Genomic DNA, 16,751 nt, shown 5'->3' with positions numbered 1-16,751 from the left:
GATAATGGTAATGCACCCGAAAACGCAGGCGCCTTTTACGCATTCATTTTCGCAATCAAATCCATCATCTTCAGTTTCTGGTCGCTGGAAACTTTGCGGACTTCCAGTTCGATATGGCGTTCGTTAAGTTTGCGGAAGGCGGCGATATCTTTTTCATCGACCGAAACCGCGTTATTGACCTGCGTTTTTCCCTGACGAAATGCCATCCCGCCGATGTTGACGGATTTAATCTCAACACCCTGTTCCACCACCCGCACGACATCGGTGGGATTGGTAAACAGCAGCATGACGCGATCCTGACCATACTTCGGGTTGTTCCACACCCGCACCATCTTATCGACATCCACCACATGTGCCGTCACGCCCGGCGGAGCGACCTGGGTCAGCAGGGTCTTACGCACCTGATCGTTAGCCACCTCATCGCTGACGACGATAATGCGCTGGACGTTAGTCTCTTTGGTCCAGCGTGTCGCGACCTGTCCATGGATCAGGCGGTCATCGATCCGCACCAGACCGATCTTCATATGATCGCCCGGTGCCATCGGTTTTACCGGAGGCGCGGCCACGGCCGGTTCGACGCGGGTGGGCGCCGCGTCGGGAGCTTTCAGGGCTTTTACCCCCTCGCGACCGGTCTCAACCGCCACGGCGACCAGCGCCTCAAAGGATGGGTTATCGTCGCGCGCCATCAGCGTTTCAACCAGCATCGGAATATTGACCCCGGCCACGACCTCATACTGTGGCCGGTCCACCACGATCCGGCTGGCCGCGTTAAACGGGCTGCCGCCCCAGGTATCGACCAGAAACAGCACCCCCTGGCCGGTATCGAGTTCTGCCAGCCTTGCCTGATATTTTTCAATCAGCGTGTCAGCATTTTCACCGGGCACAAAATCTATCCAGCCGACATTCTCCTGCTCGCCCAACAGCATTTCTGCTGTTTTCAGCAGTTGTTCCGCTGCCCAGCCGTGTGTACCAATCACAATTGCTATGGTCACCTGCTACCTCCTTATGCCAGAGATGCTCATCTGGGGGATGAACGGTTTTGAATTTTGCTTTGATATCGCGTTAACCGGCTGTCTCAACAGTCAGGTATCGCGTCGAAAAAAGGGAATTGCGTTGGTAAAAGCCATGAAGTCGGGGCTTATTTTAGTGAGCGAAAAAATAAATGATGTGATGCCTGTCTGTTATTTACCCGCTGCCGGAAACCGTGCGCTTTTCTATGTGGCCGATCATCTCTGCTACAGTTTGTAAAAATGAGAAAATTTTTTGACGCCGTTTTCCGAACTGATACATTAACCTTCTGTTTATTACTCAGGAGTAACGGGCATCAGCCCACCTTATGGATCGTCACCGACGTCGCTTAATCTGTTCTTTGCGCCTGCTGGCGCGTCACCTCTCGCCTTACGGCGTTTTCCACGTTTTCCCGACTATCCCGATGTCACGCTTTGCTGCGCTGATACGTCCCGGCTCGTCTGGATCCCTGTTCTGGAGTCATAAATAATGGAATTTTTATTCGACCCCTCAATCTGGGCGGGTTTACTGACGCTGGTGGTGCTGGAAATTGTTCTCGGCATCGACAACCTGGTCTTTATCGCCATCCTGGCCGACAAGCTGCCGCCAAAGCAGCGTGATAAAGCGCGCCTGATTGGTCTGTCGCTGGCGCTGGTGATGCGTCTGGGCCTGCTGTCGCTGATTTCCTGGATGGTGACGCTGACGACACCGCTGTTCAGCGTAGGCGGTTTCAGCTTCGCGGGCCGCGATCTGATCCTGCTGGCGGGTGGCCTGTTCCTGCTGTTCAAGGCGACAATGGAGCTGCATGAGCGGCTGGAGAACCGACAGCTTGAGGGTTCCGCCAATCGCGGCTACGCCAGTTTCTGGGCCGTGGTGACACAGATTGTGGTGCTGGATGCTGTCTTCTCGCTGGATGCCGTGATCACGGCGGTGGGAATGGTGAACCATCTGCCGGTGATGATGACTGCCGTGGTGATTGCGATGGGTGTGATGCTGCTGGCGTCGAAACCGCTGACCAACTTTGTCAACGCGCATCCGACCGTGGTGGTGCTCTGCCTGAGCTTCCTGCTGATGATCGGTCTGTCGCTGGTGGCAGAAGGCTTTGGTTTCCATATTCCTAAAGGCTACCTCTACGCGGCTATTGGCTTCTCAATTCTGATCGAGCTGTTTAACCAGATTGCCCGACGCAACTTTATCCGCCATCAGTCGAATCGCCCGATGCGTGAGCGCACCGCCGAAGCGATTCTGCGCCTGATGGGCGGCCGCAACCGCGCCCAGACCGCCAGCAACAACAACAGCGGATCCAGCGAAGAGGTGGCGCTGGCGGAAGCGATGCCGCAGGAGGCGTTTAAGGACGAAGAGCGCTATATGATTAACGGCGTGCTGACGCTGGCGTCACGTTCGATTCGCAGCATCATGACGCCACGCGGTGAAATCTCGTGGGTTGATGCGAACCGTCCCGTTGATGAGATCCGCATGCAGCTGCTCGATACGCCGCACAGCCTGTTCCCGGTCTGCCGGGGCGAGCTGGATGAGATTGTCGGCGTCGTGCGCGCCAAAGAGCTGCTGGTGGCGCTGGATCATGGGATGGATGTGGCGGCCTTTGCGGCCAGTACCCCGACTATTGTGGTACCGGAAACGCTGGACCCGATCAACCTGCTCGGCGTGCTGCGTCGCGCCCGGGGCAGTTTTGTCATCGTTACCAACGAGTTTGGCGTGGTGCAGGGGCTGATTACTCCGCTGGATGTGCTGGAGGCGATTGCCGGGGAATTCCCGGATGAGGATGAAACGCCCGATATCATTGCAGATGGCGACGGCTGGCTGGTCAAAGGCGGCACTGATCTGCACTCGCTGCAGCAGCTGCTCGACTTCCATGAACTGGTCGATCCGGCCGAAGATCACGCGTCTCTGGCGGGCCTGCTGATTGCCCAGAAAGGGCAATTACCCCTGCCTGGCGATGTGATTGATATTACGCCGCTGCACTTCCAGATTATCGAGGCGACCGACTACCGTATCGATCTGGTGCGCGTCACCAAAGACAAGCCATACGATGAAGATGAAGAGGGGTAATCGTCTGCGGCAGCGTTAATCTGCCACGCTGAACTTCTCTGACAGCCGCTGCCTCACCGCCGCGGCTGTTTTTTTGTCCGTCGCCTGCGCGGTCGCGGACTCAGGGCCGGACATCGGCCTGATGCGCGGCCAGCCAGGCCGGGAAATCCGCCAGCGGCATCGGTCGGGCATAATAGTAGCCCTGAAGATGATCCACGCCGCGCTCGCGCAGGTAGGCCGCCTGCTCGGCGGTTTCGACCCCCTCGGCCACCAGGCTGATATTCAGACGCTGCGCCAGCGAGATCACCATATCCGTCACCGTGGCGTTAATCGCGTCTGTGCCGATGGCCGCAGTGAAAATCTTGTCGATTTTCAGCACATCGGGATGGAGATCTTTCAGATAGGAGAGCGAGCTGTGGCCGGTGCCGAAGTCATCGATCGCCAGCCGCACGCCGATATCATGCAGTTGGGAAATCACCGACTGATCCACGACCGGCAACGCATCCCGCTCGGTCAGCTCCACCACCAGTTTCGGCACAGGCGTCGCGGGCCACCAGAGCGTCTGCAGATCCTCCAGAATGGCCCGATCGCGGAAATGGCTGGCCGCCACGTTAATGGCAATATGAAAGTCGGGATCGTCGGGCAACTGCGGTAACGCGCTGACCACCTCAGCCAGCACAAAGCGCGTCAGGGGTTTAATCAGGTTCTGCCGCTCGGCCAGCGGAATAAAGAGATCCGGCGCTATCCAGCCCTGGCGGGCATTGTGCCAGCGCAGCAGTAACTCGATGCCGTCGCACTCGCCGCTTTTGCTGTTAATCAGCGGCTGACAGTAGACCATAAACTCGCGCGCGGTAATGCCGTAGCTGATCTGCCAGCTCAGGCTCATGCGGTTCGCGGTGGCCAGCCAGACGATGTAGCCGACCAGCAGGCTCAGCAGCAGCGCCAGCGGCAGCTGGGAAGGCAGCGTCGCCAGCGCCAGCCGGGTCGGAGAGGGGCCATAGAGCGTCAGGCTGAAGGGATAGCGCAGTGATTCCTGCTCGTAGCTCACCTCATCATCTGCCGGCACCGTGGCCTCAATCAATGGATTGCCATACTCCAGGCTTTGACCATTGACGTTGAAGACGGCGCGCTCCACCCAGGGCAGCTCCGGCTCCAGCAGGTAGTTGCTCATCATTTCGATATTGATAGCCTGCAGAATGCCGGAGCGGTTATCCAGACTCCTGGGCGTCCACAGCAGGAGTATCGGTGACCCTTTCAGCAGATAGCGATCGGTAGAGAGCGTCATGCGCTGGCCGTTAAAGGCCAGGTCGGGGTAGGTCTCTCCAAAAGGGATGGTGCGCGGGCCATAGATACTGGAGCAGTAGAGCATATCGTTATCGACCAGCAGAATCGCCCGCACCGTCTGCAGCGAGGAGATCTTCTCAATGAGCGGAAAGCGAACATCCTGGCAGGGCACGCCAACCAGCCCCAGCATATTACTGGCTGACACCTCCAGCGGGGAGAACATCCGGTCGAACCGCATTATCGCCTTGTCGGCAAAATCCATCGCCTGCTGCTCGATGCGCGCTTTTTCTTCGATATAGCGGAATGCCAGCGTCAGAATCAGCACCAGGGTGGCGATCATCAGCGCGATCAGCAAACGCTTGCGTCTGAATTGTCCAACATATTGCTGGGCCATCAACATCAGTTTCCACCTTCCCTAAAGCCAGAAAAAAGCAACACAACGGGATGAGTATCGGCACGGTCAGGCCAGAACTGAGGCCGTAATGCAGAAAAGCGGGTCTGGAAAGCAGGGCAAGCCGGACGGCTGCGCGGAAATCACTCTACCGTGTAATCCTGCGCTGAGATAGCGCAGGATACGGATTTTATTATGTTTGCGCGTTATTTAAACCGCTGGGGGCGTTAATCGCACTGAACCTTGATTGCCAGCCCGCCGCGTGAGGTTTCACGATATTTGGCGTTCATATCTTTGCCGGTTTCATACATGGTTTCGATAACCTTATCCAGCGAGACGCGTGGTTCGCTGGTGCGGCGCAGCGCCATTCTCGCCGCGTTGATCGCTTTCACTGAGGCGATCGCGTTGCGCTCAATGCAGGGCACCTGCACCTGACCCGCCACCGGGTCACAGGTCAGCCCCAGGTTATGCTCCATGCCGATCTCGGCGGCCACGCAGACCTGCTCCGGGCTGGCACCCAGCAGCTCGGCCAGACCGGCTGCCGCCATTGAGCAGGCGACACCGACTTCACCCTGGCAGCCCACTTCGGCACCAGAGATGGAGGCGTTCATTTTATAGAGCACGCCAATCGCGCCTGAGGCGAGGAAATAGCGCAGGAAGATATCGGGCGTGACCGGCTCGATAAAGTGATCGTAGTAGGCCAGCACCGCAGGCACGATGCCGCAGGCGCCGTTGGTCGGAGCCGTCACCACCCGGCCACCCGCAGCGTTCTCTTCGTTGACGGCCAGCGCAAACATATTGATCCAGTCGATGACGATCATCGGATCGCTGGAGTGTTTGGTGGAGGAGGTCAGCAGACGACGCAGCGAGGCGGCGCGGCGCGGCACCCGCAGCGGGCCAGGCAGCACACCTTCGGTATTCAGGCCGCGATCGATACAGGCCTGCATGGTCTGCCAGATGGTGGCGAAATAGGCCTGAATCTCATCACGGCTGTGCAGCGCCAGTTCGTTCTTCATGACCAGGCCCGAGAGCGACAGGCCCGTTTCGCGGCAGTGAGCCAGCAGATCTTTGGCGGAGTGGAACGGCCAGGGAACAGAGACCTCATCCAGCGCCGACTGGCCGAAGTGCTCTTCATCGACAATAAAACCGCCGCCCACCGAGTAGTAGGTTTTTGACAGGATCAGCAGGTCGCCCGCAAACGCGAGCAGGCGCAGGCCGTTCTCATGCAGGGAGAGGTTCTCACTGCGGAACACCATGCCGCCTTCGCGCGGAAAGTCCACCTCATGCGCGCCTTTTGCTAGCAGCAGCCGCTCACGCTGTTCCACATCCTTGATAAAGGCGGGGATCGCATCGATGTCTACGGTATCCGGTGATTCGCCCGCCAGACCCATAATAATGGCGATGTCCGTGTGGTGGCCTTTACCGGTCAGGGAGAGCGACCCATAGACATCCACGGCGATCCGGGTCACCTCCTGCAGCTTTCCCTGTTCGCTGAGCAAATCCACAAACTGTTTACCCGCTTTCATCGGGCCGACAGTATGCGAACTTGAGGGGCCGATGCCCACTTTGAACATGTCGAAAACACTAATCACAGGTGACACTCCTCACAATTATTATCAGTCTGCCGCGGCAGTTTATGGCGCTAATAGTAAAGGTCATGCACCGGAAAAGAGCAGCTTTTCGCATGAAATAAACTTATTAAAACCAGTAGAAAAAATTATAGCGTAAACCGGCAGGGAGCTGACGGGCCGGGGCAGGGAATCTCAGAAAGCGATTTGCGTACTCAGCGAACGGATAATCCCGGCGGTCATGCCCCAGACCAGATAATCCTGATAGCGTGACAGCCAGACCGGATGGCGCACGCCCGCCCGGTTGATCTCCAGCACGCTGTAGCGGCTGAGCTGTAATGCCTCGGCCAGCGGCATCTCAAAGGCGCTGCTGACCTCATCCGGATTCAGGGTCAAGCGCAGACCGGCCGGAATAATCCCCAGCACCGGCGTGACCTGAAAACCGGTACTGCTGGTTACGGCAGGCAGCGCGCCCAGCACCTCGACCTGCTGCGGGTCCAGCCCGACCTCTTCCTGCGCTTCGCGCAGTGCGGTGGCGATCAGCGAGGCGTCGGTGGCATCCTGCATCCCGCCGGGAAAGGCCACCTGCCCGGCATGTTTTCGCAGCGCATGCGAGCGTTGCGTCAGCAGCAGGCCAGGTTCAGCCCGCGCCACCACCGGCACCAGCACCGCAGCATGACGTCCTGAGAGGCGCTGCGTGCTGCGGGCGGGCTGCTGCAACAGAAAACGGCTGCGGAAGGTCTCAAGCGTCAGGGCCAACGGTACCTCCGATCTGTTCCAGCGCCGGTAAAATCCGGCTCACTTTGTCGAGCGTCTCCTGATATTCCGCCGCCGGATCGCTGTCGGCCACCAGCCCGCCTCCCGCGGCACAGTAGATCTGCTGCCCCTCGGCGATCAGCGTGCGGATGGTGATACTGGTATCCATCCTTCCGCAGAGGCTGAGATAGCCGATACTGCCGCACCAGGCATTGCGCCGCTGCGGCTCCAGTTCATCAATAATCTCCATCGCCCGGATTTTGGGCGCGCCGGTTATCGATCCGCCCGGGAAGCAGGCGCGCAGCAGATCCGTGGCCTGCAGGGTTGCAGGCAGCTGCGCCCGCACCGTGCTCACCAGATGATGAACCGCCGGGAAAGGCTCAACCACAAACAGCTCCGGCACCGTCACCGAGCCGGGAACGGCGACGCGGCCGATATCGTTGCGCAGCAGATCGACAATCATCAGGTTTTCGGCGCGATCTTTCCCGGCATTGCGCAGCGCCTCGGCCTGTTGCGCATCGGCGACGGGATCGCTGCAACGTGGCCGGGTGCCTTTTATCGGTCGGGTCTCGATCTGTTTCTGATTCAGGGAGAGAAAACGCTCGGGCGACAGGCTGAGGATCGCACTGCCAGGCAGACGCAGGAACGCACTGAACGGCGCGCGGTTGGCGGCATTCAGCCGGGTAAACGCCTGCCACTCATCCCCCTGATAGCCCGCCTGAAAACGCTGGGCCAGGTTGACCTGGTAACAGTCGCCCGCCTGAATGTAGGCTTGTACCCGGTCGAAGCGTGCGGCGTAGTCGGCATAGCTCAGATTGGAACGCCAGCGACTGGTCAGTGAAAAGGGTACGGTTTTGCGCGCGGGCCAGGCTGTCAGCCAGGCGGCCCGCGCCGCTACGTTTTCTGTCGCCACCAGCGTCAGCGTCTGCTGGTGGTGATCGGCAATGAGCGCCCAGTCATAGATCCCCACCGCCATGTCCGGCGTGGTGAGATCGGCCTCGGCGTGCTGCGGCAGGGATTCAAACCGGCGGCCCAGATCGTAACCGAACAGGCCCAGCGCCCCGCCCTGAAACGGTAAAGCTTCGCTGGTCACCGGCGTGACGCCGAGTGCATCACACTGCTGCTGAACCAGCAGCAGCGGATCGGCGGTGGAGTCGCGGCTGCCGTTCCGGTCGCTGATAGTGGTGGTGGCTCCCCGGGTAACCAGCGTCGCACGCGGGTCGGCGGTCAGAATATCAAAGCGGTTGTCGCTGTGGCTGGCCTGCGCGGAGGAGAGCAGCATCGCCCACGGCAGAGAGGAAAGGGGCGCGAAGCGCCGTATCAGCGCATCCGGGGTGTAATCAAGCGTCAGGGTTTCAACAATCATCGTGCAGAGAAATCAGCAGGCAAAGAGGCGGTCAGACTGACATATTTTTTCCTGACTGGCACCTGTTAGTTCGGCGTGGGATACTGTCAGCCCCAACGCAGGAGTAGAACATGATAACAGGATTACCGGCGCTCTCTCATGAGCAGCAGCAACAGGCCGTCGAACGCATTCAGGAATTAATGGCTGGCGGGCTGACGAGCGGCCAGGCGATCGCCCAGGTGGCGCAGGAAATTCGTGAGAGCCATACGGGTGAACAGATTCGGGCGCTATTCGACGACGAAGATGATGAAAACGAAGAGGAATAACGCCCGGCGCGGTTAACGGGCCGCGATAATCTTAATTTCGATTTTATATTTCGGATTCAACAGTCCGGCCTGAACCGTGCAGCGCACCGGCGCATTATCCGGCGAGACCCAGGCGTCCCAGGCGCGGTTCATCGCAGGGAAGTCGGCTTTATCGACCAGAAACAGCGTTGCATCCAGGATTTTGCTTTTGTCGCTGCCCAGGCGCGTCAGCATCGCATCAATGACGGCCAGCGCATTCGCTGTCTGTGCTTCGGCATCGGCGTCCAGGTTTTCTGGCACGCTGGTGTAGTAGATGGTGTCGTTATGAATGACAGCCTCGGACATGCGGTGTTCCGGATCAATGCGGGTAATGCTCATCGGTTTCTCCCTCGTTATTTGCGCATTAGCCTGGCACACTCCTGACACCGCTGTCACCCTTTACGCCCGCAGGCAGCGCTGAACGATTGCCTGCCTGTCCGCCATCACCTGAGGCGCCATCCTGAACGTGGTGAAATATTTCACCTCCGATCCTTTCCGCTGAGGGGTGATATCCGCAAAAATGGAATCCTCCCAGGTGTAAACGCTGATGTCACTGCCTCTGGGCTGAGTGTGGGTAGTGTTATCGCTGGCAATGACTGTCGTGGTGGACCAGCCGCGATAGATACAGTCGCTGAGCTGGGGGGCGGTTCGGGTGCTCTGGCCCTGAAAGAGCGGTGCCTGCTGACGAGCCTGGTCGGGCGTGGGGGCCTGGCAGCCGCAGAGCAGCAGCACGCCGGCGAGAGAGCCGATGCGGAAATAGTTCATCACATTCCTCCGCCTGAGTCAGGCAGTCGGGTTAAGGCCATCTGCTTAACAGTGCCTGAGGCAACGTTAAGCCAGTGTCGGCACATCAGCCAGCAGGTGCCACATCCCAACGGTCAGCTGATTTGATTAGTATAATCCGGGTGTTAGTTTCCTCGCGGCGTTCATCTGCATTTGATAACTGCATCACACTGTCCGCCGCGCCATGGCGGGCGTCAGACCGGGCGCACGTCTGCAAATCGCGCAATCAGCCGCTGTCTGCGGTGAAACTCCGGCAGGACGGGCTGAAAAATGTTATAAATCAATCAAAAGATAGCGCCACAGAATGAGGATGAACACATGGCGAATACGCAGTATCTGTTTTGGGTGATGGCGGGCGCACTGACGCTGCTCTTTATTGTTATCGCGGCCTTTGTGGGGTTATCCAAAGGCACCCGGCAGGGAGTAATAACGTTTGCTGTGCTCTTCATCATTATGCTGGCGGGCGCGCTCTACATACACCATTAACGCAGAGCCGTTTGAACCTTTTCACGCGCTTACAGCGATCTTAAGCCCGGCTCACACTTCAGGCGGAAATTGTGCGGCGGGGCGTGCCGGTTAACTATGCTCATCTGAAATAGCAACACTGCTATTTATCACCGGAGGTAATTATGTCTGAACGTCCTGATTACGATGAACCCCTGCCAGATGATGCTGAGATCTATCCTGAAGATGACGCAGAGGATGAGGAAGAGGATCCGCTGGAAAAGGATGTCTGATCTGCTAACCGGGAACGGGCCGCCCGTCTCTTCTGCGTGACAGATAAACCGCAAAACGCCCGTTTTGCGGTTTCTTTTTTCCTTCAGCTTCTGAAAAATGCTCTGGCATTTAATCGTTAACGGACATATTCAGCGCCCGGACCACACCGGCCATTTAATTCTGAATAATGATAAAACGAGAATGTTAATTAAATTAACATCGATAAAAATAGTAAACTCATTATTCCTGAAGAAGGTGAACGATCGCATTTTGTCACCTTGCTGATATAAAAGGGCGCGGAATATTATCGCTGCCGCACATTAGCTTATCAGCAGGGATAAAAATGAAACGATTAACACGGTTAAGTCTGATCATCGCGCTGTCGTCCATGGGTGTCGCCAGCGCAGCAGAGCCGCACTGGAGCTACGAAGGCAAAGCAGGGCCGGAGCACTGGAGCGAACTGAGCAGCGATTTTCACCTCTGCCACGAAGGAAAGGCGCAGTCGCCCATAAATATTAAAGATCCCATACAGGGGCATCTGCAGCCCCTGAATCTGGCTTATCAGGCGTCGGCGGAAAAAGTCATTAATAATGGCCACACTATTCAGGTTACCGTCGATCATGAAGATGACTTTATTCTGGACGGTGAAAAGTTCACTCTGCGTCAGTATCATTTTCACACGCCCGGTGAAAACCAGATCAATGGACACACCTTTCCGCTGGAAGCCCATTTTGTTCACAGCAAAGAGGATGGCGACCTGGCCGTAGTCGCGGTGATGTTTGAAGTCGGCAAAGAGAACCCGGCGCTGACTCCCCTGATTGACGCGATGCCGAAAAAGGAGAATCAGCAGGTCAGCATCAATCGTCAGGTCGATCTGCGCGAGCTCTTCCCGGAAGACCTGCACTATTATCGTTTCAGCGGTTCGCTGACCACGCCTCCCTGCAGCGAAGGCATCCGCTGGCTGGTGATAAAGCAGCCGGTCACACTCTCGCAGGCCCAGCTCGACGCCTTTAAGCGGGCTCTGAAAACCACCAACAATCGTCCGCTGCAGCACCTTAACGGCCGCATGATCGTCGAGTAAGCCCCAACCCGGTGCTTTGGCAGGAAGCCCATATCCTCAGGCGGCCATGTGCCGCCTTTTTGTTTCCGCGAAGCGGTTAAAGGGCCCGCTTGTTTCTGCCATAATTGCCTAATCTGTTGAAAAACCTCTATTTTGCTTTGTTATGGCAATACTGACATAATTACAGTGTTTTTGCCGTTCTTTGTGAGGGTATGTGGCAGACGATTTTGCAGTGGATGGCGCCCTGGCGCAGGCGATCGCAGGTTTCAGGCCGCGCGAAGCACAACGTGAGATGGCGCAGGCGGTTTCAGAAGCCGTAAAACAGCAGGGTGAACTGGTGGTGGAAGCCGGCACTGGCACCGGCAAAACCTATGCCTATCTGGCGCCCGCTCTGCGGGCCGGTAAAAAAGTGATTGTCTCCACCGGTTCCAAAGCGCTGCAGGATCAGCTCTATGGCCGCGATCTGCCCACCATGACCCGCGCGCTGAAGTTCACGGGTAAAACCGCCCTGCTGAAGGGGCGCTCAAATTATCTCTGCCTGGAACGGCTGGAACAGCAGTCGATGGCGGGAGGCGATCTCACTGTTCAGGCGCTGACCGACCTGGTGACGCTGCGAAGCTGGTCGTCGCAGACGGAAGATGGAGACATCAGCAGCTGCGCAGGCGTAACCGAAGACAGCCCGGTCTGGCCGCTGGTCACCAGCACCAACGATAACTGCCTTGGCACCGATTGTCCGCGTTACAAAGAGTGTTTTGTGGTCAAAGCGCGAAAGCGTGCGATGGACGCCGATGTCGTAGTGGTTAACCACCATCTGTTCCTTGCCGACTTAGTGGTAAAGGAGGGGGGCTTTGGTGAACTGATCCCCGAAGCGGATGTGATGATCTTCGACGAAGCCCATCAGCTGCCCGATATCGCCAGCCACTATTTTGGTCAGCAACTCTCCAGCCGCCAGTTACTCGATCTGGCCAAAGACATTATTACCGCCTACCGCACCGAAGTGCGTGATGCCCGGCAGCTGCAGAAATCGGCAGACCGGCTGGCGCAGTGCGCGCAGGATTTCCGGCTGGCATTAGGCGATCCCGGCTTTCGCGGTAATCTGCGCGAACTGCTGAGCGATAACGCGATTCTGCGCATGTTCACGCTGCTGGATGACGCGCTTGAGCTTTGCTACGACGTCATCAAACTGTCGCTGGGCCGATCGGCCCTGCTGGATGCCGCCTTTGAGCGGGCCGCGCTCTATCGTGGGCGGCTGAAACGGCTGCGGGCAATTAACGAGCCGGGCTACAGCTACTGGTATGAATGCACCTCACGCCACTTTATCCTGGCGCTGACGCCGCTTTCGGTAGCGGAACGCTTCCGTGAAGTGATGGACAACCGCAAGGCCGCATGGATCTTTACCTCTGCAACGCTGGCGGTCGACGAGAACATGGCGCACTTCGCCGAACGGCTGGGGGTCAATGCAGCGAAGAGCCTGATCCTCAACAGCCCGTTCGACTTTGCGAAGCAGGCGCTGCTCTGCGTGCCGCGTAATCTGCCGGAACCGAACCGGCCTGGTGGCGCGCGCCAGCTGGCCGCGATGATGAAGCCGCTGATTGACGCCAACAAAGGCCGCTGTTTCTTTCTCTGCACCTCGCACCTGATGATGCGCGAGCTGGCCGCAGAGTTTCGCGCCTCAATGACGCTGCCGGTACTGGTGCAGGGTGAAACCAGTAAAGGCCAGTTGCTGAAACAATTTATTGAGAAGGGCAATGCTCTGCTGGTGGCGACCAGCAGCTTCTGGGAGGGCGTGGACGTGCGCGGCGATGCGCTGTCGCTGGTGATCATCGACAAGCTTCCCTTTACCTCACCGGAAGATCCGCTGTTGAAGGCGAGGATGGAAGATTGTCGTATCCGCGGCGGCGACCCTTTTGCCGACGTGCAGCTGCCGGATGCGGTGATCACCCTGAAGCAGGGGGTGGGACGCCTGATCCGCGACACGAACGATCGCGGTGTGCTGGTGATCTGCGATCAGCGGCTGGTGTCGCGGCCCTATGGTGCACTGTTTCTCAACAGCCTGCCGCCCACGCCGCGTACCCGGGATATCGCCCGCGCCATCGCCTTTATCCGCCAGCAACCCGAACCAGACGCGTAATTCTGTGCTAAGATGCGCGCCGTTTTTCTTTCTTCTGAGGTAGTCATGTCAGCCCGAATTTTAGCGCTGGATACGGCAACAGAAGCCTGTTCAGCCGCTTTGCTGAATCAGCAACAGATGGATGCCCGATTTGAGATCGCCCCGCGCGATCACACCCAGCGCATTCTGCCGCTGGTCGAGGAGCTGCTGCTGGCGCAGCGGCTGGAACTGACCGATCTTGACGCGCTGGCGTTTGGCCGCGGTCCCGGCAGTTTTACCGGTGTACGAATCGGGATTGGGATTGCGCAAGGCCTGGCACTGGGTGCCGCTCTGCCGATGATCGCCGTCTCTACTCTGGCAACCCTGGCGGAAGGTGCATGGCGTCTGCACGGTGCCACGCGGGTGTTAACCGCGATTGATGCGCGCATGGGGGAGGTCTACTGGGCCGAATATCAGCGCGATGAGCAGGGCGTCTGGCAGGGCGAGGCCACCGAAAGCGTGCTCTCACCGGAGGCGGCGCTGGCACGCATGCAGGCGCTGTCCGGCCAATGGATGACCGCAGGCACCGGCTGGCAGGCTTATCCGGGGCTTCAGCAGGGCCATTCTTTGACGCTCAGCGCCAGCGACGTAGCCCTGCCTGCCGCAGAGGATATGCTGCCGCTGGCCGCCCTGGCGCTGGCCCGTGGTGAAACGTGTCTGCCGGAAACGGCAGAGCCGACCTATCTGCGCAATGAGGTCGCCTGGAAAAAGTTACCTGGCCGGTAAAAGAGACGCAACTTATTGTTATGCGTCCAGTCTAATCTTTACCTGATGGGAGAATCTCTATGTCGTCAATCTGTGGTAAAGGGCTTTCAGGTCTGTTGCTGACCTGCGTGCTGGCGTTAACCGGTTGTGTCTCTATTCCTGACACGCTGCAGGGCAGTTCGCCGCAGCCGCAACAGGATCTGTTGCGGGTGATGAGCGATCCGTCGCTGTTTGTCGGGCAGGAGTCGCGCTTTGGCGGCAAGGTAGTCAATGTTACCAATCTGAATGGCAAAACCCGGCTGGAGATTGCGGCTCAGCCGCTGGATGACAGCGCCAGACCGCGTCTGGGGGCGGCGTCAGTTGGCCGGATCTTTGCCGACATCCACGGTTTTGTCGATCCGGTGGATGTCCGTAATCAGTATGTTACGGTGCTGGGCACGCTGAAGGGCACCGAGCAGGGCAAAATCGGAGAGGCGGATTATAAATTCGTGGTCATTGATGTGCGCGGCTATCAGCGCTGGCGGCTGACGCAGCAGGTGATGGCGCCGCCTCAGCCTGTGGATCCCTGGATCTGGTATGGGCCTACCCGCCATCGCGGGGGCTACTGGGGGCCTAATCCTTACTGGGGCATGATGAATACCGGCCCGACAGAGGTGCAGACTATCCTGACCGAGTAAGTGTGAACATCGTCTTTATTCAGCCCGGTCGCGGTGCTCGCAGCCGGGCTTTTTATTTGTCTGTTTTATCAGCACGAAATTTAGTGATGGACTTCGCAACCTCAACATGCCGAAACAGGCAAACTGGTACAATCAGTTAAAATATTGTTAACAAACCAGATTGGCTGAGGCAGCGATGGAAATACAACATAATTATCGGGGTGGATCCTTGAATAAGGTTTGGCTGAAACGCTACCCGGCAGATGTGCCTGCCGAAATAAGTGCAGATCGTTATACTTCTCTGGTCGATCTGTTTGAGCAGGCCGTAAAACGCTACGCCGATCAACCCGCCTTTCTGAACATGGGTCAGAAAATGACGTTTCGCCAGCTGGAGGAGAAGAGCCGCGCGTTTGCCGCCTATCTCCAGCAACAGCTGGGCCTGAAAGCCGGAGACAGGGTGGCGCTGATGATGCCTAACCTGCTCCAGTATCCGGTGGCCCTGTTTGGCGTGCTGCGTGCGGGCATGGTCGTGGTCAACGTCAATCCGCTCTATACGCCGCGGGAACTGAAGCATCAGCTTAATGACAGCGGCGCCAGCGCCATCGTTATCGTCTCCAATTTTGCCCACACGCTGGAAAAAGTGGTGGCAGAAACCCCGGTTCGCCACGTCATTCTGACCCGGATGGGCGATCAGCTGGCCCCGCTTAAAGCCACACTGGTAAACTTTGTCGTCAAATATGTGAAAAAGCTGGTGCCAAAATACCATCTGCCGGGCGCCATCTCGTTTCGTCAGGTGCTGGAGAGTGGGGCCGCGCTGCCTTATCAGCGTCCGACGGTTTCCAATGACGATCTCGCCTTCCTCCAGTATACCGGCGGCACCACTGGCGTTGCCAAAGGGGCGATGCTGACCCATCGCAACATGCAGGCGAACATTGAGCAGACCCGGGCGACCTATGGCAAAATGCTGCGCGATGGCAAAGAGTTTGTGGTCACCGCGTTGCCGCTGTATCACATCTTTGCACTCACCGTGAATGGCCTGCTGTTCCTGGAACTGGGCGGTCAGAACCTGTTGATCACCAATCCGCGCGACATCCCCGGCTTTGTCAAAGAGCTGGGCAGGGTGCCCTTTACCGCCATCACCGGCGTGAACACGCTGTTTAACGCGCTCCTCAACGATGAGCAGTTTAATAAACTCGATTTTTCCACGTTGCGTCTCTCTGCGGGCGGCGGAATGGCGGTGCAGAAAGTGGTGGCTGAGCGCTGGGAAAAGCTCACCGGGCACTATCTGCTGGAGGGTTATGGCCTGACCGAGTGTTCGCCGCTGGTGTCGGTCAATCCCTATGACATCAGCTGTCACACCGGCAGTATCGGCCTGCCGGTGCCTTCTACCGATGTCCTGATTCTGGATGATGCCGGTAATGAGGTGCCACCGGGTGAACCGGGCGAGCTCTGCATCCGCGGTCCGCAGGTGATGCTGGGTTACTGGCAGCACCCCGAAGCCACGGCCGAGGTGCTGAAAAATGGCTGGCTCCACAGCGGTGATATTGTTACCGTTGATGAGGAAGGCTTTATTCGCATCGTCGACCGCAAAAAAGATATGATTCTGGTGTCAGGCTTTAATGTCTACCCGAATGAGATCGAAGATGTGCTGATGCAACATCCTAAAGTACGTGAAGCGGCGGCGATTGGCGTGCCCAGCGATCTCTCGGGCGAAGCGGTGAAAGTCTGCATCGTCAGAAAAGATCCCTCGCTGACAAAAGAGGAGGTGCTCGACCACTGTCGCCGTCAGCTGACCGGTTACAAAGTGCCGAAGATCATCGAGTTCCGGGATGAATTGCCTAAAACCAACGTTGGCAAGATACTGCGACGTGAACTGCGCGACGAGGCAAAGTCCGGGCGCTGAAGCAGGACTGAATTGAGGTTGAACGCCGGCATG

The 16,751-nt window shown here is 57.9% G+C and carries 16 protein-coding genes; 9 read left to right on the top strand and 7 right to left on the bottom strand.

Going from position 1 to position 16,751, the window contains the following annotated elements; genetic code table 11:
* Positions 1-35 precede the first annotated feature (35 nt).
* Complete coding sequence (gene manX, locus ACR6AS_RS06670) at positions 36-992, bottom strand: PTS mannose transporter subunit IIAB (protein ID WP_293771155.1); 957 nt, start codon at positions 990-992, stop codon at positions 36-38.
* A 13-nt stretch (positions 993-1,005) separates the two neighbouring features.
* On the opposite strand from manX, the gene ACR6AS_RS06665 reads away from it, so the two are divergent.
* Both ACR6AS_RS06665 and ACR6AS_RS06660 read left to right on the top strand, forming a co-directional pair.
* Positions 1,006-1,248: a hypothetical protein gene (locus ACR6AS_RS06665; protein ID WP_434161537.1), complete on the top strand. Its 243-nt coding sequence runs from the start codon at positions 1,006-1,008 to the stop codon at positions 1,246-1,248.
* A 249-nt stretch (positions 1,249-1,497) separates the two neighbouring features.
* The gene (locus ACR6AS_RS06660) at positions 1,498-3,078 is read left to right on the top strand and encodes a TerC family protein (protein WP_111138863.1); all 1,581 of its coding nucleotides are present in this window, start codon (positions 1,498-1,500) and stop codon (positions 3,076-3,078) included.
* Between the two features lie 100 nt (positions 3,079-3,178).
* Here the strand turns inward: ACR6AS_RS06660 and ACR6AS_RS06655 are convergent, their stop codons facing one another.
* The 4 genes from ACR6AS_RS06655 to pabB form a co-directional block, all read right to left on the bottom strand.
* On the bottom strand, positions 3,179-4,741 hold the full coding sequence (locus tag ACR6AS_RS06655) for an EAL domain-containing protein (RefSeq protein ID WP_367395542.1): 1,563 nt from the start codon (positions 4,739-4,741) through the stop codon (positions 3,179-3,181).
* 218 nt (positions 4,742-4,959) lie between these two features.
* Positions 4,960-6,324 carry an L-serine ammonia-lyase gene (locus tag ACR6AS_RS06650; RefSeq protein ID WP_111138865.1) on the bottom strand — a complete coding sequence of 455 codons (1,365 nt, stop codon included), beginning with the start codon at positions 6,322-6,324 and terminating at the stop codon, positions 4,960-4,962.
* Between the two features lie 171 nt (positions 6,325-6,495).
* Complete coding sequence (locus ACR6AS_RS06645; RefSeq protein ID WP_434161534.1) at positions 6,496-7,059, bottom strand: CoA pyrophosphatase; 564 nt, start codon at positions 7,057-7,059, stop codon at positions 6,496-6,498.
* Complete coding sequence (gene pabB, locus ACR6AS_RS06640) at positions 7,043-8,422, bottom strand: aminodeoxychorismate synthase component 1 (protein WP_434161533.1); 1,380 nt, start codon at positions 8,420-8,422, stop codon at positions 7,043-7,045. The genes ACR6AS_RS06645 and pabB overlap by 17 nt, the downstream gene beginning before the upstream one ends.
* Before the next feature lie 110 nt (positions 8,423-8,532).
* Between pabB and ACR6AS_RS06635 the strand changes: the two genes are divergently transcribed.
* A complete protein-coding gene (locus ACR6AS_RS06635; RefSeq protein ID WP_111138868.1) occupies positions 8,533-8,727 on the top strand; it encodes a YoaH family protein in 195 nt (64 codons plus the stop codon).
* 12 nt (positions 8,728-8,739) lie between these two features.
* On the opposite strand, the gene ACR6AS_RS06630 is transcribed toward ACR6AS_RS06635, so the two are convergent.
* Both ACR6AS_RS06630 and ACR6AS_RS06625 read right to left on the bottom strand, forming a co-directional pair.
* Positions 8,740-9,084: a RidA family protein gene (locus tag ACR6AS_RS06630; RefSeq protein ID WP_111138869.1), complete on the bottom strand. Its 345-nt coding sequence runs from the start codon at positions 9,082-9,084 to the stop codon at positions 8,740-8,742.
* Positions 9,085-9,144: 60 nt separating this feature from the next.
* Entirely contained in the window at positions 9,145-9,510 is a 366-nt protein-coding gene (locus ACR6AS_RS06625; RefSeq protein WP_111138870.1) for a hypothetical protein, read from the bottom strand.
* A gap of 336 nt (positions 9,511-9,846) precedes the next feature.
* On the opposite strand from ACR6AS_RS06625, the gene ACR6AS_RS06620 reads away from it, so the two are divergent.
* The 6 genes from ACR6AS_RS06620 to fadD all read left to right on the top strand — a co-directional run bounded on the left by ACR6AS_RS06620 (position 9,847) and on the right by fadD (position 16,718).
* Positions 9,847-10,014, top strand: coding sequence for a hypothetical protein (locus tag ACR6AS_RS06620; RefSeq protein WP_179895566.1), 168 nt, complete (start codon positions 9,847-9,849; stop codon positions 10,012-10,014).
* A gap of 574 nt (positions 10,015-10,588) precedes the next feature.
* Entirely contained in the window at positions 10,589-11,326 is a 738-nt protein-coding gene (locus ACR6AS_RS06615) for a carbonic anhydrase (RefSeq protein WP_293771130.1), read from the top strand.
* Positions 11,327-11,519: 193 nt separating this feature from the next.
* The gene (gene yoaA / locus ACR6AS_RS06610; protein ID WP_367395539.1) at positions 11,520-13,436 is read left to right on the top strand and encodes a DNA repair helicase YoaA; all 1,917 of its coding nucleotides are present in this window, start codon (positions 11,520-11,522) and stop codon (positions 13,434-13,436) included.
* A gap of 45 nt (positions 13,437-13,481) precedes the next feature.
* Positions 13,482-14,180, top strand: coding sequence for a tRNA (adenosine(37)-N6)-threonylcarbamoyltransferase complex dimerization subunit type 1 TsaB (tsaB, locus tag ACR6AS_RS06605; RefSeq protein ID WP_111138873.1), 699 nt, complete (start codon positions 13,482-13,484; stop codon positions 14,178-14,180).
* A gap of 59 nt (positions 14,181-14,239) precedes the next feature.
* Positions 14,240-14,836, top strand: a complete 597-nt coding sequence (locus tag ACR6AS_RS06600) for a Slp family lipoprotein (protein WP_111138874.1) — start codon at positions 14,240-14,242, stop codon at positions 14,834-14,836.
* 208 nt (positions 14,837-15,044) lie between these two features.
* Positions 15,045-16,718 (top strand): long-chain-fatty-acid--CoA ligase FadD, encoded by a 1,674-nt coding sequence (fadD, locus tag ACR6AS_RS06595; protein ID WP_146240824.1) that lies wholly within the window; start codon positions 15,045-15,047, stop codon positions 16,716-16,718.
* Positions 16,719-16,751: the final 33 nt, after the last annotated feature.

The sequence above is a fragment of the Pantoea phosphatilytica genome (assembly GCF_051025615.1).
GTDB lineage: Bacteria > Pseudomonadota > Gammaproteobacteria > Enterobacterales > Enterobacteriaceae > Pantoea.
The sequence above is the reverse complement of the archived record's forward strand: the minus strand, read 5'-3'. Positions and strand labels throughout refer to the sequence as shown.